Source organism: Streptococcus sp. FSL E2-3488, from assembly GCF_038003585.1.
Lineage (GTDB): Bacteria > Bacillota > Bacilli > Lactobacillales > Streptococcaceae > Streptococcus > Streptococcus thermophilus.
On sequence record NZ_JBBOPL010000001.1, the window covers coordinates 1,841,428 to 1,865,340 of the forward strand.

The following is a 23,913-nucleotide window of genomic DNA, read 5'->3' on the forward strand; positions in this document are numbered from 1 at the left end:
CTCTATTTTATTTCATTTAAAAGGTTCTGTAATTTTCCTAATTGTGTTTCGTCCCATGGACGTAACTTGGGGGTTGTTAAGTCAATATGTGCTGACATCTTGTCTAAATCCGACTTAACGGTATTAACACGCTCCTCCAACTCACGTGCTGAAACACGTAAAGCTCCTTGAGAAAAGATGGCCCACTGTTCATTTAAGTCGCTAGTTGCTACTTCAACTAGATTTTGAATAGTATTCATCTCGGCTGCTGAGCGCTCAATATAGCTATCAGCTGTCTCGTCTTCCTCAGTAAAAATAACACTGACACGGTACTGATCATAGCGCTGACGATTCCCTGGAACAAACTGGGCATCAAACACACAGATGATATCAATATGCTCAAAGTTGGCATAATGATTAAGCTTACGAAGCAGTGTTTCACGAGCTTCGTCAAGCTGATTGGTCTTAAAGAGTTGACGGGTTTCTTTCCAAAAGGCAATCATATTATAACCATCAACCAGAAGTATTCTTTTTTTCATAGTTACAATCGGTTTCGATAAACTTCATACATAAGAACCGCAGCTGCCACACTGGCATTTAGGCTCTGCACATGGCCACCCATAGGAATAGTAATCATCTCATCAACTTGTTTCTTGATGTTAGCGGAGATCCCCTTACCTTCATTACCAATGATAAGAGCAATCTTGCCAGCTGTGTTCCATTTATGAGATGCTGTACCATTCATATCTGTACCAAATACCCAAAAACCTGCTTCTTTAAGCTTATCAAGGGTTTGGCTAAGATTAGTCACTCTTGCAATCGGAATATACTCCACCGCTCCTGTTGATGTCTTGGCAACGACAGGTGTTACCCCTACAGCACGATGCTTGGGAATAATGACTCCTGTCACCTGAGTAGCATCAGCCGTTCGTAGGATAGAACCAAAGTTATGAGGATCATTAAGTCCATCTAAAATGAGAATCAGAGGGTTCTCCTCTTGCTCAGCCTTATCCATAATAACTGAGAGATCAGAGTAAGCGAACTCTGACACACGAAGGACGAAACCTTGATGAACAGCCCCACCTGTCATATCAGACAAGGTTTTCTTTGGTGTCCAAGAGATGGAAACCTTCTTTTCAGCTGCCAAGGCCTTAATAGCATCCACATTTTTCCCTCGAAGATCGTCTTGAATATAGAGTTTGTTTCCAGTATTAGCTTCTAGACTCTCCGTTACAGCATGCACACCATAAACAATGTCCAGGATTGATTCTTTAGTTGTTTTCATATGCCTATTCTATCATAAAAAAAGCACTCTTACGAGGGCAAAGCGTATTAAATAAATGTAATTTCCGCTAGGTAAAGCACTAGAAGAAATAAAACAACCCTTGCAGCAGCCAAAGTCTGCTTACCAATTGTATCTAGATCTGCAATTGATTCCGCAATCTTTCTCGCAGCCTGGGTAACGGTTTTACCTGCTGCTTGTAAGATGTCAATTGATCCTGCACTTGTTGAACTGTTTCCGGAAATCTCTGAGATAAGTTCGTCTGTAAAGGTTACTTCTGACGAATAGATCAAATTCTCAATCTATACTTTTATCCAACTGACTTATTTCTGCAGTTGTCTATACAAGAGATCTATCAGTTTCTTAAGCCACTTCAGATATTGGGCTTGAATCTCCTCGCTCAGATCCAGCTACTGATCGGTCCTCACCAAGAGCCTGGACACGAGCCTCTTCTGAATGAGGTTTAGCCATAGAAACACTCGTTTCTACAATATCAACTTGAGAATGCACCTCAAGAAGCGCCTCATCTGTCTCACATGAAGAGAAAACCATCAGTGACGTTGAGGTTACCACTGAGCTTACTTGACTGGGTGGTTCTACCTGGGCTTCAACTGAAGAAAAATCAACTTACGGAGCTGATGCCTCACTATTAACATAATCTATTTTAGCTTCATCAGATTTCACCTGAACTTCGTCTGCTTTACCTGTTTGCAACATAAAACTAGACAAAATCAAAACAACAAAAGTTGTATAGAAAACTTTTTCCTTAGCTATTTCATTCACCTCCTCATTTTTGATATAGACTCATTTACTAACATTATAGACTTCTTTAACTTTCTGTTAAAAGAGTTTTATTAAAAAACGTTATAGTATCGGGATTACACGTGTCAGACACTCCTTAATTTCCTCATTTTAAAGCCTCTAAATATCAGTTTTATCTTATTTTTATTGTTAAAACACTGAATTACTTTGATTCTCAAACAATCTTGATTTTTAGACATCGTTTATTTTTCACAATCTAGATGAATTTTAAACAACAAAAAATCCTGCTCTCAGCAGAATTTTTAGATTTCTTTTTCAACTTCATCAATGCACCAAGCAACCAACTCTTCTAGACGGTCGATATCCTCGGTCATATGAAGATAACCCATGACTGCCTCGAAGCCTGTTGACATTTTATAGGTAATAACATCCGTATTTTTAGCTTTGGTATGACTCTTAGCATTACGACCTCGTTTGTAGATGTCCAGCTCTTTTTCAGTCAAAAGCTCTCGCTCTAGCATTTTTTCAATGAGGCTAGCTTGAGCCTTGGCGGAAACATAGCGTGTAGCTAGACGATGCAATTGATTTGGCTTAGTCTGTCCTTGAAAAATCAGGTGACGGCGAATGTATAAGGAATAAACAGCATCTCCCTCAAAGGCGAGTGCAATACCATTAATAAGATTTACATCAATGTGTTTAGTCACGTGTCCACCTCACGCCCTCCTTGGTATCAAGAAGTTTGATACCTTGAGCAGCTAACTCATCACGAATACGATCTGCTGTCGCAAAGTCCTTGTTGGCACGAGCTGCTTGACGCTCTTCAATGAGTTTTTCGATATCTTCATCAAGAGTTTCTTCTTCGAAAACAATACCGAAGACTTGTAGAATTTTTTCAAAAGCATTTTTAACAGTTTCATCATAGTTGCCTGAATTAATCCATTTAGCCATATCAAACAGAACAGTCACACCATTTGCCGTATTAAAGTCATCATCCATAGCCGCCTGGAAAGCATCAAGATAAGCTTGCAATTCGGCTTGGCTTACCTCTTCTGTTAGTGGTAGACTGTGCGTATTTTTCAAATACTTGAGATTGACTTCAGCATCATGGATAGCTTTCTCGGTAAAGTTAATTGGTTTACGATACTGTTGTGTCGCTAGGAAGAAGCGAAGCACTTGCCCATCAACCGTCTTAAGCATATCATGAACAGTCACAAAGTTACCCAAGGATTTTGACATTTTCTCATTGTCCACATTGACAAAACCGTTATGCATCCAGTAATTAGCAAAGGTCTTACCAGTCTTGGCTTCTGATTGTGCGATTTCATTAGTATGGTGTGGGAACTCAAGGTCCGCACCTCCACCATGGATATCGATAGTATCCCCAAGGATTTCAGTTGCCATAACAGAACATTCGATGTGCCAGCCTGGACGTCCAGGTCCCCAAGGACTTTCCCAAGAAATCTCTCCTTCTTTGGCAGCTTTCCAAAGGGCAAAATCCAGAGGATCTTCCTTACGATCTGTCTCAGCATCCGTACGTCCGCTAGCACCAATTTCAAGATCTTCCAAGGTCTTGTTGGCTAATTTAGCATAATTGTTTGACTTAGTTACTCGGAAGTATACATCACCTTCAGAAACATAAGCAAAACCTTTATCAATCAAGATTGATACAAATGCAATGATTTCATCCATGTAGTTAATAACACGAGGATTTTGTGTTGCTGGTTTGATTCCAAGTTGTGCGGTATCTTCCATAAAGGCTGTGATAAACTTGTCTGATAATTCTTTGGTCGAAATACCAACTTCATTGGCCGCCTTGATAATCTTATCATCTACATCTGTAAAGTTAGAAATGTAGTTAACAGTGTAACCACGATACTCAAAATAACGACGAATGGTATCAAAAGCTACTGTTGAACGGGCATTTCCGATATGAATATAATTGTAGACGGTTGGTCCGCAAACATACATATTGACAGTGTTCTCTGTCAAAGGTACGAAATCACGGAGCGAACGTGTCATTGTATCATAAATTTTTATCACTAGAGATTCCTTTCAATTAATTGGAGACTATTTTTTATCCCTAAAATGGTTTAAGTATAAACATAAGAGTATAACGAGAATGATAATCCCCATGGCCGCAACTAGCAGACCTTGAGCCAAAAGAAACAAAGCAGAAACAAAGCTCCCAACTATATAAAATAAAAGACCAAAAAAGGATTACTTTTGAACAATTTTTTCACAACTCAAGTCTCACTTGTGACGTTGCTTGTAGACAATACCAGCCCACAAAAAAGAGATACAAAACCATAAAGCAGTCCTGCTATAATCCCCTCTATGTAAAGCAATGTAAACAAGAGCGAGTGGACCTACAACGGTCAGTCGAGTCACCTTTGAACTAAAGAGTCTCATCTTTTTCTTTCCTTATAGACGTGATGAGTGAAAGCTAGCTGCTTTTAGAAGATCTTCTAGCTTTTCGCTATAGTATTCACGACCTTCCTCAATGTCATGAATCACTTCTTCATCCTTTTTACCGTGAACACGTACGACCTTAGCAGGGACACCAACTACCGTAACATCTTCTGGGACATCGGCAACAACCACAGCTCCTGCACCTACCTTGGCATTTTTTCCAATCTCAATAGGGCCAATAATCTGAGCATGGGCTGAAACCAATGCACCCTCACGAACGGTTGGGTGACGTTTTCCGACATCTTTACCAGTACCACCTAAAGTAACACCGTGATAGAGCATAGCTCCTTTTTCAACCACAGCTGTTTCACCAATGACAAGGCCAGAACCGTGATCAATAAAGACACCTTCAGCAATCTGAGCCCCAGGGTGAATCTCAATCTGAGTCCAAAATCGCCAAAATTGACTATGCATACGAGCTAAGAGTCGACAATTGTGGCGCCAGAGAAAATGTGAGATACGATGAGCGGCCAAGGCTTTGAGACCAGGATAGGTTAAAAGAACCTCCAAACTTGTCCGAGCCGCTGGATCATTTTTCTTTACAATATCAATACTTTCTTTCCACCACCCCATATAGGTCACTCCTTATATCATTATTGTTTACTGTCGCCTTATTATTTTTTCAGAGGTTTGATAATACCAGGATTACTTGCTATCATCCTCAAAATAAGCCCAATCGACTAACTCAGGATGCTCATCAAAAGGATTGATGACAACACCTTGAACCTTGTCCAACTCATTTTCGCCACTTGAAGGCTGGTAAATTTCTGCCAATGGCCACTGCAGAATGGTCCCTTTAGCCTTACGGAAAGGTAAACCAAAAGTCTCGCTCCCGTACCATTTAGCAAAGCTCGTCAAGTTTGTAAACACAGGCACATAGCTCTGCCCCTCTGCATTCGACATAGTCGCAAAGAAACGGTCATCCTGACCATCTTCCTCGCGCTTGTGAACAAAGGCTGGAACAAGATAAATCTTATCCTTAGGATCTGCCTTTTGATTTTTCTCACCCAGAAGATTATTAAGAGTCTGAGTAAAATAGTTGATGAATTGAATTAATTCACTGCTTGCAAAAAGAGTGGTGTTCGAGAAGTCACCCTCCTCTTTAAGGTTAAAAGCAAGGCCAAAAAGTTCTGCCTCAACAAGCTGAGATAGAATATCTAAACTTGAACATTTTACCCAAGTCTGCTCTTTGGCACTATCTTGAGTATCTTTAAAGGTTTGCAAATCCTGCTCACTTGTAAAGATAGGAACAACCTTCTTCCCTTCTACTTCAACTGCATAAAGGCTTTGAGTTGCCAATACCGGAGTATGTTGGAGGTGATTAACCAAGGACAGACTAGTCAAAAAATGGTCTGGTTCCGTTAAAAACTCTCTCAAGGTTTCATCAAAGGCTTGCAATTCTTGATTTTCTGTCATTCTTCTATTTATTCTTTCGTTTCTGATTCATCACTTTTTTTCGGTGCTTCCATACTTTCACTATGATGGTCTGGTTTATGATGAGAACAACAGCAGTGACGATGCTCTTCTCCATTTTCCCCGTCTTCATTTTTTTCAGGTTTAGGAAGCAAGGTTTTGATTGAAGCATCAACACGACCTTTTTCATCAATTTTGATAATTTTAACGGTTACCATATCCCCAACCTTAACCACATCTTCAACATGCTCAGTGTGTTTCCAAGCTAATTCTGAAATGTGGACTAAGGCATCAGTCTTATTGAAGAGGTGGACAAAGGCACCGAACTTTTCAATACGCACAACTGGTACGGTGTAGACCTCGCCAACCTTAGCTTCACGTACAAGGTCAGAGATGATTGTTTTAGCACGGTCAATAGCATCCTGATCACTAGAGAAAATCTGAACGAGTCCTTCTTCATCGATATCAATTGTGACACCTGTCTCAGCGATAATCTTGTCAATGGTTTCACCACCCTTACCGATGACAACCTTAATCTTGTCAACAGGAATCTGAATACTATCGATCTTAGGAGCTGTTGGGGCCAATTCCGAACGTGGTTCAGCAATCGCTGACTCAATAACATCAAGAATTTCAAAACGTGCCACCTTAGCTTGAGCTAAAGCTTCCTCAAGAATAGCAGGTGTAATTCCTGAAATCTTAATATCCATCTGAAGAGCTGTAATACCTAGACGTGTACCAGCCACCTTAAAGTCCATATCACCAAAATGATCTTCTAAACCTTGAATGTCGGTTAGAACAGTGTAGTTGGTTCCATCTGAAATAAGACCCATGGCAATTCCCGCAACAGGTGCCTTAATCGGCACCCCACCGGCCATAAGAGCCAAAGTGCCTGCACAAATAGAAGCCTGTGAAGAAGAACCATTTGACTCCAAGACTTCAGCTACCAAACGGATAGCATATGGAAACTCTTCAACGCTTGGAAGAACTTGAGCAAGGGCACGTTCACCTAAAGCTCCGTGACCAATTTCACGACGGCCTGGTGCACCGTAACGCCCTGTTTCACCCACCGAATACTGAGGGAAATTGTAGTGGTGAAGGAAACGTTTCTTATACTCTGGATCCAAACCATCAACGAGTTGTGTATCACTCATAGGGGCTAAAGTCAAGACTGATAAGGCCTGGGTTTGCCCACGTGTAAAGAGACCTGATCCATGAACATTTGGCAGAAAGTCAATTTCAGCATCCAAAGGACGAATTTCATCCACACGACGACCATCAGGACGAATCTTGTCTTCTGTAATCAGACGGCGCACTTCAGCATGTTCCATCTGCTCAAGGATTTCTACCACATCACGTAGAATGGTTTCCTTATCTTCATCTTCTGCAAAACGTTCTTGATAAGAAGCGAGGACCTCTTCTTTAACAGCCTTGGTTGCTGCCTCACGCACCAGTTTTTCTTCCACCTGAACAGCCTTAGCTAACTGATCATAATAAACTGCTTCAATTTCAGCCTTCAAATCAGCATCCACTTGGAACAGTTCAACCTCAGCCTTTTCCTTACCAACAGCCGCAACAATATAATTTTGGAAATCAACCAACTCTTGAATAGCTTCATGTCCCTTCAAAAGTGCTTGCAACATGATGTCCTCTGACAATTCCTGAGCACCTGCTTCTACCATATTGATGGCTTCCTTGGTACCTGCCACTATCAAGTCTAAATGTGAAACTTCTTTATCTGATGCACTTGGGTTGATGATGAAATCTTCCGCTGCATAAGCCACTTGAACCCCAGCAATAGGACCATTGAAAGGAATATCCGAAATAGAAAGTGCTAAAGAACTCCCAAACATAGCGGCCATTGGCGCACTAGCATTCTCATCATAAGAGAGAACAGTATTAATGACTTGAACTTCGTTACGAAAACCCTCCGCAAACATGGGACGAATAGGACGGTCAATAAGACGAGCAGTCAAAGTGGCATCAGTCGAAGGTCGTCCCTCACGCTTGCTAAAGCCTCCTGGGAACTTACCAGCCGCATACATTTTTTCCTCATAATTAACCTGTAAAGGAAAGAAATTTGCAGTTGCCATCTTTTTAGACATAACAGCTACTGACAATACGGTTGTATCTCCATAACGTACTACAACGGCACCATTAGCCTGCTTGGCTACCTGTCCCACTTCCACAACAAGTGGGCGTCCTTCAAAGGTCATCTCAAAAGTTTGTTTAGCCATGTTTGATCCCTCTTTTTATCCATAACCAGCCCCACAAAAATGAACTGGTCAACTTTATATCATTCATTTGATATAACTTCCATTTTACCATATTATAGTCGAAAATGGCAGAGCTTCGGCATAAGTTGCGCTCCAAGCTTTTCTCGATTTCAGATATTTAAGTGGTTTTGTGATATAATAAACACTTATGAGAGACAAAGGAATGACTATGAAAAAATTACAACACATCATTATGATTGCCTTAATCTTAATAGGCCTAGCAACACCTGCCCTAGCACAAGATCAGACTGATTCCTTCAATGTTGCTGCAAAACATGCGATTGCTATCGAAACCACTACAGGAAAAGTGCTCTATGAAAAGGATGCTACAACTCCTGATGGTGTTGCTTCAATGACGAAAATCCTGACAGCCTACATGGTCTACAAAGCTGTTGATCAAGGTAAAATTACTTGGGACACTGAGGTAGGTATCTCAGATTATCCATTCAACTTAACAGTTAATTCAGAAGTTTCAAACGTCCCACTAGACTCTCGAAAATATACTGTCAAACAACTCTTAGATGCCACCCTCATTAGTAGTGCCAACAGTGCAGCAATTGCTCTAGCTGAAAAAATCTCAGGAACAGAGAGTACCTTTGTTGACACTATGACAGCCCAACTAAAAGAATGGGGCATTACAGATGCTAAATTATTTAACGCTTCAGGTCTGAACAATAAATATCTAGGAGATAACCGTTATCCTGGCTCTAAACCAGATGACGAAAATACCATGAGTGCTCTAGATATTGCGATTATCGCAGACCATCTCATCAAAGACTATCCCCAAGTACTCGAAATCACCAAACAAACCGAGGTTGATTTCGAGGGTGACAACAAATTGACTACCCACAACTATATGTTAGAAGGCCAAGAAAACTACCGTGAGGGGGTTGATGGGCTTAAGACTGGAACAACTGAACTAGCTGGGGCATCCTTCGTAGCCCACTCCAATGAAAATGGCATGAGCTTGATTACAGTCGTTATGAATGCGTACAATGGTGGGGACGATGAATCTGCACGTTTCACAGCCACAAATGAGTTGCTAGATTATGTGACACAAAACTGGGAAATCAAAACCCTCAACACTAATGGACAAATCGTCAAGAAAAATGATATCAAGGTAGCCGATGGAGACAGAAAAACCATCTCTGCTAGGCTCGAATCAGATCTTACAGTCGTCCAAAAAATAAATAGCCGAAATGATTCAGTAAAAATCCAAGCCAAAACCGTGACAGCTCCTATCAAAAAAGGAGATACCATTGGAACAGCAATCTATGATGATAAAGATCTCGTAGGAACAAGTTATATTTCTGATCCACCTCAAGTTGATGTCACAGCCAACCAGTCCATTAAGAAAAGCTTCTTCTTAAAAGTTTGGTGGAATCATATCCTTAATTTCTTCACAGGAAACAAGTAAACACAAAACTATCTTTTAATATCAAAAGATAGTTTTTATTTGCTTTGAAAATCGTGGTATAATCGTAAAAGCTCCTTCTCAACACCTTAAGTTCCTCTCAAAATGTGGTATAATAAATATCCAAAACACATGAAAGAACAAACCATGAAAAAACTGATTACGCTTATTATGACCTTCTTACTCTGTCTAGGAAGCGTAGCTCCTACTTTTGCAGCAGATAAGAAAAAAGGATTTGATGCCTCAGCCAAGCATGCTATTGCTGTCGAAGCAACTACCGGTAAGATTTTATACGAAAAAGATGCGACTACCCCTACTGGGATTGCTCTATTACCAAACTTCTAACAGCCTATATGGTTTATAAAGCGGTAGACCAAGGAGACCTCAAATGGAACACTAAAGTCGACATTTCTGACTATCCCTTTGAATTGACTGTCAGTGCCGGAGTGTCCAATATTCCACTAGATGCCCGTAAGTACACTGTCAAACAGCTCCTCGACGCAACTCTTATTTGCCAGTGCCAACAGCGCAGCCATTGCCCTAGCCGAGGAAATCGGAGGCACTGAGAGTAAGTTTGCCGATATGATGAAAGCCCAACTCAAAGACTGGGGTATCACTGATGCCAAGATTGTCAATGCCTCTGGTCTTAATAATTCCTATTTAGGTAATAATATTTATCCAGGTTCTAAATCAGATGAAGAAAACACCATAAGTGCCAAGGGTGTTGCTGTCATTGCACAACATGTGATTAAAGAATATCCCGAAATCCTCGACGTCACTAAAAAGACAGAAGCTAATTTTAATGGTGTCAATAAACTCAAAACCTTTAACTATATGCTTAAGGGACAGCCTAGTTACCGCAAGGGAGTTGATGGGCTCCAAACGGGTACCACTGATTTGGCCGGAGCCTCCTTCGTAGCCCGTTCAAATGAAAGTGGGATGAGTATTATCACAGTCATCATAAATGCTGAGCACACCGATACGGATGACTATGCCTGGTTTACCGCAACCAATGAACTCCTTAATTACGTGGTCTACCATTGGGAAAGTAAGACTATTGCTAAGAAAGGACAAGCCATCAGCAAAAGCCAAGTAGATGTCCTCGATGGTAAATCCAAGCAAGTGTCTGCTGTCGCTAAGTCTGACTTTAATATTATCCAAAAAATAGATGCTAACAATAACAAACACATTAAAGTCACTACCAACCAGATTCAATCCCCTGTCAAGTCAGGAGACAAGGTGGGAACAGCCACCTTTGAAGATAGGACTCTTGTAGGAGATGGCTACCTACCTAACCAAGGCATGCCAAGCATGGAACTGGTTGCTGGTAAAGAAGTTAAGAAGAGCTTCTTCCTCAAGGTTTGGTGGAATCACTTTGTCACCTTTGTCAACGAGAAACTCTAATACTTACAGTCGAGCGTGGCTCGGCTTTTTCTTTTACGCCTGCTTTACGGAAAGGTTGACTCTATCTTGACTCTTATCGACACAAAAAGACAGATTATGGGTATAATCTGTCTTTGATGTTTAATATTTACACTACTGTAAAGGTTAATTTATCTTTCGAGCAACCAATCTTAAGGGTCTGTCCGCTAACAACTTGGCCACCTAGTAATAACTCAGACAACTTGTCCTCCACTTGAGTTTGAATCGTACGACGTAATGGACGAGCTCCCATCTCAATATCATAGCCATCCTTAGCCAAATGCTTAAGAGCAGCTGGTTGGAATTTTAAGCTTATACCTTTATCGGCTAGAGCTGAAATTAATGGTTTAACCATAATCTTGACAATGTCATGTAGTTGTTCTTCCTCTAAGCTGTGGAAGACAACCTTCTCATCAATACGGTTAATAAATTCTGGACGATAGGACTTCTTAAGCTCTTCCATAATGCGTGCTTGCATGGCTTGGTGATTATGAGAAATAGTTTGAGCACCAAAACCAACAGTTTTATCATCACGAAGAGCTGTAGCTCCCAAATTTGAGGTCATAATGATGATAGTGTTTGAAAAATCAACCTTACGACCACGGCTATCTGTTAAAACACCGTCATCCAAAACCTGTAAGAGAATGTTGAAGATATCTGGATGAGCTTTCTCAATCTCGTCAAAGAGAAGAACTGAGTAGGGCTTATTTCGAACTTTCTCTGTCAACTCTCCACCCTCATCATATCCGACATACCCTGGAGGAGCACCATTAAGGCGACTAGCCGCAAATTTTTCCATATACTCCGACATATCAAAGCGAAGCAAAGCTGATTCATCATCAAAGAGAACTTCCGCCAAAGCCTTAGCCAATTCTGTCTTACCAACACCAGTAGGTCCAAGGAACATGAAGGAGCCAATAGGACGTTTTCCAGTACGAATACCTGACTGATTACGACGAATAGCACGGCTGATAGCCGAAACCGCCTCATCTTGACCAATAACACGTTTGTGGAGTTCTGATTCAAGATTCAGGTAACGCTTGCTGTCAGTCTGCGTCATCTTCTCAACAGGGATACCTGATAAACGACTAAGAGTTTGCATAATCTGATCCGCATCTACCAAAGCAGGTTTAGGAAATTTTGCCTTTTGGTTAGCCTTATACTGTTTAACAGCAGCCCCAATATCCCCAGATATAAGTGCTTCATCCAAAGGCGTTATCTCACGTTTGGCCTCTTTTTTGATACGAACTTGAACAGTTGCACTCGCTTCATCTAAAAGGTCAATTGCCGAATCAGGCAAATTCTTACTCGTCAAATAGCGATGCGCTGCCTTGACTGCCGTCTCAACTGCCGCGTCCGTAATAGTCACACGATGATAGTCTTCATAAGACGAACGCAAACCATTTAAAATATCGATTGCTTCAGATACACTTGGTTCTTCAATTGTAATTTTAGCAAAACGACGGGATAAAGCTGCATCTTTCTCAATATGCTTTTGGTATTCAGCTTGCGTGGTTGCTCCAACCATGTGAAGTGTCCCGCGCGCAAGGGCCGGTTTCAAAATATTAGCCGCATCCAAGGTACTATCAATACCTGAACCAGATCCAATAATCGTATGTAGTTCGTCAATAAAGAGAATGATTTTCCCATCAGCTTCAATCTCATCAATGATCTGATTCATACGCTCTTCAAAATCACCACGGAAACGTGTCCCTGCAACAACGCTCATCATGTCAAGCTCTAAGATACGCATATCAGCCAATTCAAATGGTACTTCGCCTGAAGCAATACGTTGCGCTAAACCAAGAGCAAGTGCTGTCTTACCGACACCAGCTTCACCTACCAAGACAGGATTATTCTTCGTTTTACGACTCAAAACCTGAATCATACGTGAAATTTCTTCATCGCGTCCAATAACGGGATCAAGATTTCCTGACTCCGCTAATGCAGTTAAGTCTTTGGTATAATCTGCCAGTTCACCAGTAGATGATTGAGGAGGTTGCATCATATTGGCAAAATTCGCAGATGCTTTTGATTTCTTAGGTTTACGAAGATCGTGAATTGCCTTCAAATCTTGCTTGCTAAGACCAGCATTACGCTCCAAAGAACGTCGTAAATCTATGATGCGAGGTTTATCGCTATCATCTTTATATTGAAAACCAGCCACTTCAAGGAGGCGACAAACCATTAAATCCTTATGAAGAAGGAAGGCCATCAATACATGTTCAGACCCCACCTCTACAGCACCAGTCACACTAGCGATTCCTTGCGCCTCTTGCAACATAGCCTCTAGCGCAGGTGACTGTGCACGTAAATCGATAATATCTGATTCCGACAAGTCTTTTGGCCTCTTCTCCATAGCCAATACAGCAGCTGTCTCAATCTCTTCCGAATGAATACGGTCCTCAAAATCAGTAAATGTTAAGTAGGCTACAGATCCCGGAACCTCAACCATAGCTAGAAGCACATGCCAAGTCTCCAAGAAAGGACTTTCAAAACGCTCCGCTTCAAGCTGAGCACGATGGAAAATGGCCTGCATTTTTCTTGAATATATCGTCATCTAATTCCCTTCTCTATCCAATCTAAGTAATAGCGAGCGTTGAATACGCGAACGAATGATAGCCGCATCTTCGCCTAAAACATCATCACTAGCAGTCGCTAAAATCAAATTTCCCTCACGCTCAGTGATAATCTTTTCATCAAAAAGCAACTGAATGAGGTCTGTAAAGACTTGTTCGCTGAGCTGATCTGCCAAATTTTGCAGCAAATCATTAATCATATGGTGTTTGTCGGAGAATCTAACTTTGACAATGCGAATATAGCCGCCACCACCACGTTTGCTCTCAACAATATACCCACGACTCTCTGTAAAACGAGTCTTGATAACATAGTTAATCTGACTTGGTACTACTTGAAAAGCATCTGCTAAGTTCGAGCGTTGAATCTCAGCAGTTCCAGACTGGCCCAGCAATTCTTTAATATATTCTTCTATACTATCTGATGTATTTCTTGCCATCTTAATTCCTCCAGTCTAATTTGACTATAACTGACTATTATTATACCAAAAATGTTAGCACATGGGAAACTATACTCTCGAAAAGCTTTTTAAAGTTGTCATTAGAGAACATATAAGATACAATAGATAAGACTAAAAATAGTAGGTTTCTCAATTTTTTTACTGAAATATCCTGAACACCACGATAAAACTCACATTCCTTGAATTTTATCTCTTATTCCATTTCCTTATGAAAGGTTACTCATGAAATACATCATTGCATTCTTAATCTCTATGACTCCCCTTGTTGAACTCCGCGGAGCAGTTCCTATTGCTATCGCCTCAGGTATTCCTTGGTGGCAGGCCCTTGTCCTTTGTATGATTGGGAACATGCTTCCAGTTCCAATTATTTTCTTCTTCGCCCGCCGTGTTCTCAAGTGGGGTGCTGACAAACCTCTTATCGGTGGTTTCTTTACCTGGTGTCTAAAAAAAGGCCATAGTGGGGGTCAAAAGCTTGAAAAAGCTGCTGGAGACAAGGGTATCTTCTGGGCCCTTCTGCTCTTTGTAGGAATTCCACTTCCAGGAACAGGAGCTTGGACTGGTACGCTTGCAGCATCTATCCTAGACTGGGACTTTAAGCGCAGTGTTCTAGCTGTTATGCTCGGAGTTATCCTCGCAGGTATCATTATGGGAACTCTCTCTCTTCTATTTGGAGTAGACACTCTTGCTCATTAATAGAAATGTTTAGACATCTGGAGAAATGCTCAGATGTTTTCTAATTACAACAAAAAAGAAGTTACGATTGATTCACGTAACTTCTTTTCTTTTTATCTAGCAACTAGAATTAGTTGTTAAGAGCTGCTGCCATTGTGGCTGCAACTTCTGATTCAAAGTCGTTAGATGCTTTTTCAATACCTTCACCAACTTCAAAGCGAACGAATTCTACTACTGAAGCATTTACTGATTCAAGGTAAGCTTCAACTGTTTTGCTATCGTCCATGATGTAAACTTGGGCAAGAAGAGTGTACGCTTGGTCAACTTTAGTGTTGTCAAGAATGAAGCGGTCCATTTTACCTGGGATGATTTTATCCCAGATTTTTTCTGGTTTACCTTCAGCAGCCAACTCAGCTTTGATATCTTCTTCAGCTTGAGCGATAACTTCATCAGTCAATTGAGCTTTAGATCCATATTTAAGGTGTGGAAGAGCTGGTTTATTAACCATTGCACGGCTTTCGTTATCTTGATCGATAGCATGGTTAAGTTGTGCCAATTCATCTTTAACAAATTGTTCGTCCAATTCAGAATATGAAAGAACAGTTGGTTTCATCGCTGCGATGTGCATTGAGATTTGTTTTGCAATAGCTTCATCTCCACCTTCGATAACTGAAACAACACCGATACGTCCACCGTTGTGTTGGTAAGCTCCGAAGTGTTGTGCATCGGTTTTCTCAACAACTGCAAAACGACGTAATGAGATTTTTTCACCGATAGTAGCTGTAGCAGTTACGTATGCAGCTTCAAGAGTTTCACCTGAAGGCATAGTCAATGCAAGTGCTTCTTCATTGTTAGCTGGTTTACCTTCAGCAATCACTTTAGCTGTTTCGTTTACCAACTCAACGAATTGAGCGTTTTTCGCAACGAAGTCAGTTTCAGCGTTAACTTCAACAACTGCTGCAACGTTACCGCTAACGTAAATACCTGTCAAACCTTCAGCTGCAATACGGTCAGCTTTCTTAGCTGCTTTAGCCATACCTTTTTCTCGAAGTAATTCAATCGCTTTTTCGATATCGCCATCAACTTCAACCAATGCTTTTTTTGCGTCCATGACACCAGCACCAGATTTTTCACGCAATTCTTTAACAAGTTTAGCTGTAATTTCTGCCATTTTGTTTTTCTCCAAATTTATTTTATAAAACTAAGGGGCTGGGCTGAGCCCCGCCCCTTAGGTGTTTGTCGTATCTTTAGTGGGCAACACGCCCTAACCAATCTTAAAGATTAGTTGTTGTCACCTTCGACAACTTCAACGATTTCTTCGATTGAATCAGCTGCAGCTGCTTCTTGGAAATCTGCAGAAGCGTCTTCACCTTGATTACCTTCGATGATAGCGTCAGCCATTTTTGAAGTGATCAATTTAACGGCACGGATAGCATCATCGTTAGCTGGGATGATTACATCGATCTCATCTGGATCAGCATTTGTATCAACCATTGCTACAACTGGGATACCAAGTTTCTTAGCTTCTTTAACAGCGATTTGTTCTTTGTGTGGGTCAACGATGTAGATTACATCTGGAATACGAGGCATATCTTCGATACCACCCAAGAATTTTTCAAGACGTGCACGTTGTTTGTTAAGAAGTGCAACTTCTTTCTTAGGAAGAACTTCGAAAGTTCCGTCAGCTTCCATTTGTTTGATTTCTTTCAAACGAGCGATACGTTTTTTGATAGTATTCCAGTTTGTAAGAGTACCACCCAACCAACGGTGGTTGATGTAGTATTGACCAGCACGAGTTGCTTCTTCAGCAACTGCTTCAGCTGCTTGTTTTTTAGTACCAACGAACAAGATTACTGCATCGTTAGCTGCTGCTTCACGAACGAATTCGTAAGCTGTGTCAACCATTTTTACAGTTTGTTGCAAGTCGATAACGTGGATTCCGTTACGTTCTGTGAAGATGTACTTAGCCATCTTAGGATTCCAGCGACGAGTTTGGTGACCAAAGTGAACACCAGCCTCAAGAAGTTGTTTCATTGAAATTACTGCCATGAGTATTTCTCCTTAAAAAATTGTTTTCTCCTCTCCCAGACTTCATCTTGCAAACCCACCCATAAAGAGCAACAGATTCACAATACATCCAGAATGAGTATTTGTTGCATAGTACAACTATCATATTTTACCATAAAAGCCCCATTTTGACAAGTCAAATGCGACCTTAATAAATCTTTTCTTTAAAGTATTTTGGAAAAGATTTTTGCATACTTCCTATCATAAAATATCTGCCATGATAAATTATTGTTCCCTTATTACGAAAATAAAAGCCCGACAGAATCGGGCTTTTTGTGTGTAAACACATTATACAAAGGCGGTAGACGGATTTGAACCGACGATCAAGCTTTTGCAGAGCCGTGCCTTACCACTTGGCTATACCGCCATAACTAATAATATTCTACCTTAAAATCTAAATGGCGTCAAGTAGTTTTCTTAAATTGTTTGTGTCTATTTTTTTGAGAATAATCATCAAGCCTATAAATCAAGAGATTTCTCTGTTGAATTTTTTCAAAAAAATACCGAAACAAAGGTTTCCTTGCTTCAGTCTTGACTTTATTGGCTTTTTCGTGTTACAATAACTTCAGACTGATTAAGCAAAGTGTAGATTTGTCTTAATCGGTGGAGTAGAAGCTGTAACTTCTACTCCTTTTTTGATTTTCTATAAAGGTATTATAACAAAATTGTCAGAAAAACGCAAACAAAAACAACTTAAAAAAGCCTTAAAATCCAAAAAATTTTAAAGTTTTTAATACTTAAATTTTTGGCGGTCAAGAGAAGTAAATTTCCCAGCACGTTGAAAAATTTTGCGTGATTTAAATATCGTTTGTTCCTTCGCTTCTCGGAGATAACCAACGCTTAAACGTTGATTTTGATAGTATTCGTACTCTTTTCGCCAATTACCAAAAAATAGATCATCAACAAGATTAATTCTATCTAGAATAATTAATCTCGACATTGTGTAAGCACCTTTCAAAGACCAATACATTCCTCTATGCTTCATGCGATAAGTAATTTTTCGATGCTGACTCTCCATGACACCTATTCCTTTGGCTGATAAATTTCTTAATTTAGCAGGCTTTGTGTATTTGAAATTATTAAGAATTTTTCGGCGAAAATTAAAATAATTATAGTGTTCTTCATCATCTCCATCAGCAATTAAAGACTCAACAGTATCAAGAACGGTTTTCATCAGCTCTCTTTTATGAGTATTAATTGCCTCAAAAGCTAGTTCTTTTAACTCAGCTGGATATTTTTTAAAAAATATTTTTATCTTTTCGTTTAGATGATAAGCATCCCAAAAGTGCTCGTGTATTTTAATGCCAAGCGCTTTTTTAATTTCTTGAAAAACTTTTGGAGTATAGCCTTTACCATTATCAGAATTAGTGATTAATATCGTCTCATCTGTGATCTCGTAATGATTATACAAATAGTCTAGTAATTCTTCTTTTGCCTTTTCGTAATTTGTGTGAATTATCTCATGCTTATTTTCCAAAACATAACGATTTTTAGCAATTTTTTTAGAACCTGTGTGAAGAAGAAAGTGTGCTAAATCAACATTTCTTTTGTCATCTCTAGCAGAATCTGATGATTTCACCATCACGCCATCGCCTTCAATATAAAGGATTTTTGGATTAATTTTCTTGGTCGGTTCTTCCTCTAGCCAAAAGCGAAATTTTTCTTTTTCAGATAGCAATTCCCCAGCTCGCTTAACGGCTTTTAAAACAGTATCCTTAGTAATCTCAAGATGATAAAACTCTTTAACAAAATGACACACTTGACGATATGACATTACTGTAGCCATTTTAGCTACATGGCAAACCAATTCAGGAGAAAAACGCATGTACTTTTTGAGTCCTAGCCATTCATCAACAGGATAACGTGTTTTGCTTCCTTTTCTCCAGCGAGACCTTGAAAAAGTTACTTCTCCAAAAGTAAAAGCAACCGTTCTCTCTGTTTGATTGATACGTTTGTATCCAGCTATCCGCATTGCTGAGGCAATATTTGCATCATACGTTTCAACTCTTTTTGATACTATCAATAATTATGTGTAAACACTCAAGTAGAGTTGAAGAATGTTAATCAAATAAGCTTTCAAGTGTGTCAGCACATTGGCCAAACCCTTTATGGATGCGTTGATTTTGCTTGAAATTATAATCTTCAAACAGGGTAACTAAATAACGTTCCAGAGCCTCCTCGTTAGGAAAAAGAACCTTCTTTTTCGTTTGACGTTTGATTTCTTTGTTAAGAGACTCAATGAGGTTTGTCGAATAAATGCTATGCCAAATCTGGTAGGGAAACTGATAAAAAGTTAAAAGATTATCCGTATTCTCCAGACTTTCCATGACTTTCCTATACTTTGGTTTCCATTCGGCGATAAAGTTCTCTAAAATTTGCACTGCCATTTCTAAATTTTCAGCACGATAAATCGTTTTAAATTGCTCCAGAATAACCGCTCTATCTGCTCGTTTCACTTTACTAGCTAGATTTCGACTAATATGAATTAAGCAACGTTGTTGTTTAGCTAATGGGTAAGCCTGATTGATAATCTGTTCAAGCCCCTTGAAGCCATCGGTCACTACAAGAGAAACCTGTTGGATTCCTTGGTTTTGAAGCTTGTCTAACAGGGTGGACCAAGAAGCATTGTTTTCATTTGGGGCGATTTCATATCCAAGAACAGCCTTCTGTCCTTCTGGTGTAATGCCAAGTGCGATATGAATACATTCTTTACTAACGGTTCCACGTCTTAAGGGAAGATAGGTTCCGTCAAGAAATAAAACAGAGTAATTGGCTTCTAAGCTTCGCTCATGAAAAGTAGCGACATTCTCCTGAGTTGCTTTTGAGATATTAGAAATTGTGGCAGGACTATAGTGATGACCATACATTCGCTCGATGATATCACTAATTTCTCGAGTCGTTACACCGGTTTGATAGAGTTTGATAACCATCTCTTCCAAGTGGTCATCTCGACGTCCATAAGCGGGAAGCAAAGCTGGACTAAAGTTCCCATTACGATCTCTAGGAATACTCAACTGAACAGTCCCATATTTGGTTTCGAATTTCCGTGCATAGCTTCCGTTACGACTATTCCCAGAATTATAGCCTAATTTATCGTAAGGTTCATACCCTAAAAAGGCTGATAACTCTGCTTGAAGCAGATCATTCATTGCTGTTTCAAGAGAAGTACGGAAAAATTCATCAATATCTTGCTTTTGGGCTAGGAAGTTAAGTAGTTCTGTGGTAAACTGAGTCATAGGAATAAATCTCTTTCTAGTAATGTTTTGCAACTCTACTATAACGGATTTATTCCTTTTTGTGTTTACACAACTTATTTTACACTACCGAAAATAGTGGTAGAAATGATAGTTTAGCAAAGAAATATCATAATTCTTGATTAACTGATATAACTTTTGTTTAGTTGTACCACTTACTCTTGCATTGATGTTATCCTTAAACCTTAGAGTCACTATTGTATAATTTAGACAAAGGACAAAAACATGAAAAAAACGCTACTCAAAAGAATTTAAAGAAACCCTTATCGCCTTCTATCATTCTGGTCAATCCGTCACCCAGCTGTCTAAAGAATACGACGTGGCCCCTGCAACAATTTATAAATGGATCGACCTCTATTCTAAATCTAATGAAAGCTCCGTCTCTAAAGCTGATTTTCTAGAATTAAAAAGACAACTGGCTAAAGTTAAGGAAGAACGAGACATCTTAAAAAAAGTATTGACCATATTCGCCGAGAAAAAGAAGTGAGTGCTGCGGATATGGCTCAAACCATACAAACTTTAGCACTCAATGTCAGACTAAGCTGTCAACTCCTTGATGTTCCTGAATCAAGTTATTATGAACGGATTAACCGACATCCATCTAAAACTCAATTAAGGAGACGATACCTGTCACTCAAAATTTCTCAACTCTTCAATGCTAACCGAGAAATCTATGGTGCTCCTAAAATTCATCATCTTCTACTTAAACAAGGGGAAAAAGTCGGGTTAAAACTGGTACAGAAGCTAATGAAGCAACTTCAACTCAAGTCTGTAGTCATTAAGAAATTTAAGCCTGGATACTCACTAAGTGATTACATCAATCGAAAAAATCTCATACAGACTGAATCTAAAAAAAAATAAGGTTTGGTCAACCGACATTACTTATATTCCTACTCAACAAGGATGGGCTTATCTCTCAACCATTATGGATCGTTATACTAAAAAAGTCATTGCTTGGGATTTGGGCAAGCGAATGACTGTAGAATTAGTGCAAAGAACTTTAAATAAGGCCATTAAATCACAAGACTATCCAGAAGCTATTATTCTTCATTCTGACCAAGGAAGCCAGTATACGAGTCTAGAGTATGAAGAGTTGCTTAAGTATTATGGGATGACTCACTCTTTCAGTCGAAGGGGATACCCTTATCATATGCCAGTCTTGAATCTTGGCATGGACATTTAAAAAGAGAGTGGGTGTATCAATTTAAATATAAGAACTTTGAAGAAGCCTATCAGAGTATTTTCTGGTACATCGAAGCCTTTTATAATTCAAAACGAATCCATCAAAGTTTAGGGTATCTTACACCTAATCAATTTGAAAAGGTAAGTGCTTAAATAAATAGATTAAAATTCTACGTTTGTTACTCTAAAAACTTGACTTAACGTCAAATTTATTTCATAAACGAAAGATAAAAATGTTGTAAAAATTATTCCAAAAATATAAACTATCAATTTATTTTCCTATTTTTTTATTTCTCTCTAATATATTTTTTTAATAATTGGAATATACTTGTCCATTATTGGATCAAAAATATCATTTTTGTCTTGAATAATAAAAGTTTTTTCATTTCTATAATTAGGATTTTGGTGAGTTGCTACTCCAGATTTCCTTTTATTCATATATTCTTCGAAACTTCTAGTGAAATAATGATTAATTCTTATATTTTTGAAGCAAGCTTCACGTTCCAAAAACATAATATCATTTTCTTTATGATCAGTATTCACACTTTTTAAATGTCCAAAATATTTATGAACATGAACACTAGCTTGAAGAACTGTTCGAGGGTTGCATATTGTTTTCACATTTTTATTTACCTCGAAACTCGGTAGTGAATGATTCTTAAATCTCTCAATTACTAATCCCTCTCGTTGTTTTAACTCTCCACTACTGCCATATAACAACCAGTTCACTTCAACACCAGGCGCATATTCGAATTCCTTTAGTATCTTAGGAATACTATCTTCACTTATTGGAACAATAAATTCATCTGTATCTATTAAAGCTAACCATTTTGATTTTTTTTCCGCACGATTTATTGCATCATTACACATATATATTTGTCTATGTTTCCCCGGAAAATAAATATATTCGACGATCCCCTGATCAATATATACTTTCAAAATATTTTTTAAATCATCCGTGGATTCATTATCATAAATATAAAATTTATCAACTCCTACTAATAAATGATATTCTATCCATTCTTGAATATATTTGGATTCATTTTTTATCATTAAAGCAAGGCTAAGATAATTTTCAAAATTATTTTTTTCTTCTCTAAATTTCCAATTTATATATCTTTTTATATTAAAAAAACGAATTATTTTTATAATTTCTTTTAATTTAGTCAATTTAGTATTCATTTACCTTAATCCTTATTATATCTTATTATATATATAATAGTAAGTATATCTCATATTTTGACGTTAAGTCAAGTTTTTAGAGTAACAAACGTAGAATTTTAATTTATTTATTTTAAGCACTTACCTTTTCAAATTGATTAGGTGTAAGATACCCTAAACTTTGATGGATTCGTTTTGAATTATAAAAGGCTTCGATGTACCAGAAAATACTCTGATAGGCTTCTTCAAAGTTCTTATATTTAAATTGATACACCCACTCTCTTTTTAAATGTCCATGCCAAGATTCAAGACTGGCATTATGATAAGGGTATCCCCTTCGACTGAAAGAGTGAGTCATCCCATAATACTTAAGCAACTCTTCATACTCTAGACTCGTATACTGGCTTCCTTGGTCAGAATGAAGAATAATAGCTTCTGGATAGTCTTGTGATTTAATGGCCTTATTTAAAGTTCTTTGCACTAATTCTACTTCTTTACAAGCTTCTCTCTCTTAAGTGTTTCATTAGATTCAACACTGTTTGGAGTAGGTCTAGGTCTATTAATGTTTGGGAGAGCACTTTTACTATTTTTGATTTCATTTGAAATCTGTAAACTTATTGTAAAGCTAATTACTCCATCAATTAGATGACACATCAAGAAGGTAAGAAAATCATGAAAACTTGGAAAAAGATTGTCCATGAAGTATCTCTCATATCTCTATTTTTAGGCGGGGGATTAGCAACTTGGGTTTATAGTCAAGGTAGCTTGACAGATTTACAAAATCAAAATAAAAGTGAGCTAGATTATGTCAAGAAGGAAGTTGATAACTTCAATAAGATTGATATTAAAAGTAGCAGCTACAATGTACTAATTCAAAGTTCTGAGGTTAACAAAGCTACACTTTCTTACTACCAAAAAATAAAAAATACAATTGACACAACTGTAAAGGATGGTCAATTAACTATTAATGATAACAACTCTAAATTAGATTCGACTTCTAAAAAACACATTAACTTTTTCGAATTAAAAGATTTAATAAGCCTCTCTTCTGCTATCGACCAGGAAGTCAGAAAGCAAACCATTATTATTACACTTCCTAAAAAACAAACGATTGATTTCTTAAAGGTTGATTTAGCAACTGGAAATCTAGATTTAAGCCATAGCACGGTTAGACAAGTAGACATTAATCTAAATATGGGGAACCTTAATTTTAATAAAATGATAGTCAGCAACCTAAAAGCTAACCTTGATGTTGGTAGTGTTGATAGTGATAATACCCTTTTTACTAACGCAGATTTATCTATTGCAATGGGAGAATACTCTGGTAATAACTTAATTTTTAACGGTCACAATAAACTTGACGTCACAACCGGTGAAGTTGAAATAGCTCTTAAAGATTACACTATCAATGTTCAAGCAGATAGTCACTCAGGAGAGGTGGATGTTACGAATAACCTTAAGAACTCAAAAGATAATACACTTACCATCACCTCCGATCTCGGTAATATAACTGTCGAATAACA

General features: G+C 38.6%; 19 protein-coding genes, 1 tRNA gene and 4 pseudogenes. 5 read left to right on the forward strand and 19 right to left on the reverse strand.

Annotation, left to right across the window (positions count from 1 at the left end):
- Positions 1-2: 2 nt before the first annotated feature.
- The 10 genes from MHH90_RS09490 to pnp form a co-directional block, all read right to left on the reverse strand.
- A complete protein-coding gene (locus tag MHH90_RS09490) occupies positions 3-518 on the reverse strand; it encodes an NYN domain-containing protein (protein ID WP_084828427.1) in 516 nt (171 codons plus the stop codon).
- A gap of 2 nt (positions 519-520) precedes the next feature.
- A complete protein-coding gene (rlmB, locus tag MHH90_RS09495) occupies positions 521-1,264 on the reverse strand; it encodes a 23S rRNA (guanosine(2251)-2'-O)-methyltransferase RlmB (RefSeq protein ID WP_100262598.1) in 744 nt (247 codons plus the stop codon).
- Between the two features lie 47 nt (positions 1,265-1,311).
- Positions 1,312-1,554 (reverse strand): hypothetical protein, encoded by a 243-nt coding sequence (locus MHH90_RS09500; RefSeq protein WP_011680622.1) that lies wholly within the window; start codon positions 1,552-1,554, stop codon positions 1,312-1,314.
- A 70-nt stretch (positions 1,555-1,624) separates the two neighbouring features.
- On the reverse strand, positions 1,625-1,813 hold the full coding sequence (locus MHH90_RS09505) for a hypothetical protein (protein WP_011680621.1): 189 nt from the start codon (positions 1,811-1,813) through the stop codon (positions 1,625-1,627).
- Between the two features lie 75 nt (positions 1,814-1,888).
- Complete coding sequence (locus MHH90_RS09510; protein ID WP_002948458.1) at positions 1,889-2,044, reverse strand: hypothetical protein; 156 nt, start codon at positions 2,042-2,044, stop codon at positions 1,889-1,891.
- Between the two features lie 281 nt (positions 2,045-2,325).
- On the reverse strand, positions 2,326-2,727 hold the full coding sequence (locus MHH90_RS09515) for a Mini-ribonuclease 3 (protein WP_011680620.1): 402 nt from the start codon (positions 2,725-2,727) through the stop codon (positions 2,326-2,328).
- Positions 2,720-4,063, reverse strand: coding sequence for a cysteine--tRNA ligase (gene cysS / locus MHH90_RS09520; protein ID WP_011680619.1), 1,344 nt, complete (start codon positions 4,061-4,063; stop codon positions 2,720-2,722). Before cysS ends, MHH90_RS09515 begins: the two co-directional genes overlap by 8 nt.
- A 381-nt stretch (positions 4,064-4,444) precedes the next feature.
- Positions 4,445-5,065 carry a serine O-acetyltransferase gene (cysE, locus tag MHH90_RS09525; RefSeq protein ID WP_002948444.1) on the reverse strand — a complete coding sequence of 207 codons (621 nt, stop codon included), beginning with the start codon at positions 5,063-5,065 and terminating at the stop codon, positions 4,445-4,447.
- A 72-nt stretch (positions 5,066-5,137) separates the two neighbouring features.
- Entirely contained in the window at positions 5,138-5,908 is a 771-nt protein-coding gene (locus tag MHH90_RS09530) for an SseB family protein (protein WP_011680618.1), read from the reverse strand.
- Positions 5,909-5,916: 8 nt separating this feature from the next.
- Positions 5,917-8,142: a polyribonucleotide nucleotidyltransferase gene (gene pnp, locus MHH90_RS09535; protein ID WP_024704296.1), complete on the reverse strand. Its 2,226-nt coding sequence runs from the start codon at positions 8,140-8,142 to the stop codon at positions 5,917-5,919.
- Positions 8,143-8,350: 208 nt separating this feature from the next.
- Between pnp and pbp3 (MHH90_RS09540) the strand changes: the two genes are divergently transcribed.
- Both pbp3 (MHH90_RS09540) and pbp3 (MHH90_RS09545) read left to right on the forward strand, forming a co-directional pair.
- The gene (gene pbp3 / locus MHH90_RS09540; RefSeq protein WP_041826942.1) at positions 8,351-9,598 is read left to right on the forward strand and encodes a D-alanyl-D-alanine carboxypeptidase PBP3; all 1,248 of its coding nucleotides are present in this window, start codon (positions 8,351-8,353) and stop codon (positions 9,596-9,598) included.
- A gap of 144 nt (positions 9,599-9,742) precedes the next feature.
- Positions 9,743-10,999: pseudogene (gene pbp3 / locus MHH90_RS09545) on the forward strand (D-alanyl-D-alanine carboxypeptidase PBP3).
- Positions 11,000-11,126: 127 nt separating this feature from the next.
- On the opposite strand, the gene MHH90_RS09550 reads toward pbp3 (MHH90_RS09545), so the two are convergent.
- Positions 11,127-13,577, reverse strand: a complete 2,451-nt coding sequence (locus MHH90_RS09550; protein ID WP_024009698.1) for an ATP-dependent Clp protease ATP-binding subunit — start codon at positions 13,575-13,577, stop codon at positions 11,127-11,129.
- On the reverse strand, positions 13,578-14,033 hold the full coding sequence (locus MHH90_RS09555; RefSeq protein WP_340725908.1) for a CtsR family transcriptional regulator: 456 nt from the start codon (positions 14,031-14,033) through the stop codon (positions 13,578-13,580). It lies immediately after the preceding gene.
- 243 nt (positions 14,034-14,276) lie between these two features.
- Here MHH90_RS09555 and MHH90_RS09560 point away from each other — a divergent pair, with 243 nt between their 5' ends.
- The gene (locus tag MHH90_RS09560) at positions 14,277-14,747 is read left to right on the forward strand and encodes a COG2426 family protein (RefSeq protein WP_011225296.1); all 471 of its coding nucleotides are present in this window, start codon (positions 14,277-14,279) and stop codon (positions 14,745-14,747) included.
- 109 nt (positions 14,748-14,856) lie between these two features.
- On the opposite strand, the gene tsf is transcribed toward MHH90_RS09560, so the two are convergent.
- The 5 genes and pseudogenes from tsf to MHH90_RS09585 all read right to left on the reverse strand — a co-directional run bounded on the left by tsf (position 14,857) and on the right by MHH90_RS09585 (position 20,029).
- On the reverse strand, positions 14,857-15,897 hold the full coding sequence (tsf, locus tag MHH90_RS09565; RefSeq protein ID WP_002949105.1) for a translation elongation factor Ts: 1,041 nt from the start codon (positions 15,895-15,897) through the stop codon (positions 14,857-14,859).
- A 110-nt stretch (positions 15,898-16,007) separates the two neighbouring features.
- Entirely contained in the window at positions 16,008-16,775 is a 768-nt protein-coding gene (rpsB, locus tag MHH90_RS09570) for a 30S ribosomal protein S2 (protein WP_002944541.1), read from the reverse strand.
- 314 nt (positions 16,776-17,089) lie between these two features.
- Positions 17,090-17,160, reverse strand: a tRNA-Cys gene (locus MHH90_RS09575).
- Between the two features lie 363 nt (positions 17,161-17,523).
- A pseudogene (locus MHH90_RS09580) lies at positions 17,524-18,804 on the reverse strand (ISLre2 family transposase); the annotation flags it as partial.
- Between the two features lie 49 nt (positions 18,805-18,853).
- Complete coding sequence (locus tag MHH90_RS09585; RefSeq protein WP_340725732.1) at positions 18,854-20,029, reverse strand: IS256-like element IS1191 family transposase; 1,176 nt, start codon at positions 20,027-20,029, stop codon at positions 18,854-18,856.
- 283 nt (positions 20,030-20,312) lie between these two features.
- Between MHH90_RS09585 and MHH90_RS09590 the strand changes: the two are divergent.
- Positions 20,313-21,382: pseudogene (locus MHH90_RS09590) on the forward strand (IS3 family transposase).
- Between the two features lie 144 nt (positions 21,383-21,526).
- On the opposite strand, the gene MHH90_RS09595 reads toward MHH90_RS09590, so the two are convergent.
- Positions 21,527-22,411 carry a glycosyltransferase family 92 protein gene (locus MHH90_RS09595; protein ID WP_340725910.1) on the reverse strand — a complete coding sequence of 295 codons (885 nt, stop codon included), beginning with the start codon at positions 22,409-22,411 and terminating at the stop codon, positions 21,527-21,529.
- Between the two features lie 112 nt (positions 22,412-22,523).
- Positions 22,524-22,880, reverse strand: a pseudogene (locus MHH90_RS09600) (IS3 family transposase); the annotation flags it as partial.
- A gap of 182 nt (positions 22,881-23,062) precedes the next feature.
- Between MHH90_RS09600 and MHH90_RS09605 the strand changes: the two are divergent.
- Positions 23,063-23,911: a DUF4097 family beta strand repeat-containing protein gene (locus MHH90_RS09605; protein ID WP_174220601.1), complete on the forward strand. Its 849-nt coding sequence runs from the start codon at positions 23,063-23,065 to the stop codon at positions 23,909-23,911.
- Positions 23,912-23,913 lie beyond the last annotated feature (2 nt).

Coding starts and splice junctions, on each gene's coding strand:
- MHH90_RS09490 (WP_084828427.1), bottom strand. CDS start 518: ATGAAAAAAAGAATACTTCTGGTTGATGGTTATAATATGATTGCCTTT.
- rlmB (WP_100262598.1), bottom strand. CDS start 1,264: ATGAAAACAACTAAAGAATCAATCCTGGACATTGTTTATGGTGTGCAT.
- MHH90_RS09505 (WP_011680621.1), bottom strand. CDS start 1,813: ATGGTTTTCTCTTCATGTGAGACAGATGAGGCGCTTCTTGAGGTGCAT.
- cysE (WP_002948444.1), bottom strand. CDS start 5,065: ATGGGGTGGTGGAAAGAAAGTATTGATATTGTAAAGAAAAATGATCCA.
- MHH90_RS09530 (WP_011680618.1), bottom strand. CDS start 5,908: ATGACAGAAAATCAAGAATTGCAAGCCTTTGATGAAACCTTGAGAGAG.
- pnp (WP_024704296.1), bottom strand. CDS start 8,142: ATGGCTAAACAAACTTTTGAGATGACCTTTGAAGGACGCCCACTTGTT.
- pbp3 (WP_041826942.1), top strand. CDS start 8,351: ATGAAAAAATTACAACACATCATTATGATTGCCTTAATCTTAATAGGC.
- MHH90_RS09550 (WP_024009698.1), bottom strand. CDS start 13,577: ATGACGATATATTCAAGAAAAATGCAGGCCATTTTCCATCGTGCTCAG.
- MHH90_RS09555 (WP_340725908.1), bottom strand. CDS start 14,033: ATGGCAAGAAATACATCAGATAGTATAGAAGAATATATTAAAGAATTG.
- MHH90_RS09560 (WP_011225296.1), top strand. CDS start 14,277: ATGAAATACATCATTGCATTCTTAATCTCTATGACTCCCCTTGTTGAA.
- tsf (WP_002949105.1), bottom strand. CDS start 15,897: ATGGCAGAAATTACAGCTAAACTTGTTAAAGAATTGCGTGAAAAATCT.
- rpsB (WP_002944541.1), bottom strand. CDS start 16,775: ATGGCAGTAATTTCAATGAAACAACTTCTTGAGGCTGGTGTTCACTTT.
- MHH90_RS09585 (WP_340725732.1), bottom strand. CDS start 20,029: ATGACTCAGTTTACCACAGAACTACTTAACTTCCTAGCCCAAAAGCAA.
- MHH90_RS09595 (WP_340725910.1), bottom strand. CDS start 22,411: ATGAATACTAAATTGACTAAATTAAAAGAAATTATAAAAATAATTCGT.
- MHH90_RS09605 (WP_174220601.1), top strand. CDS start 23,063: ATGAAAACTTGGAAAAAGATTGTCCATGAAGTATCTCTCATATCTCTA.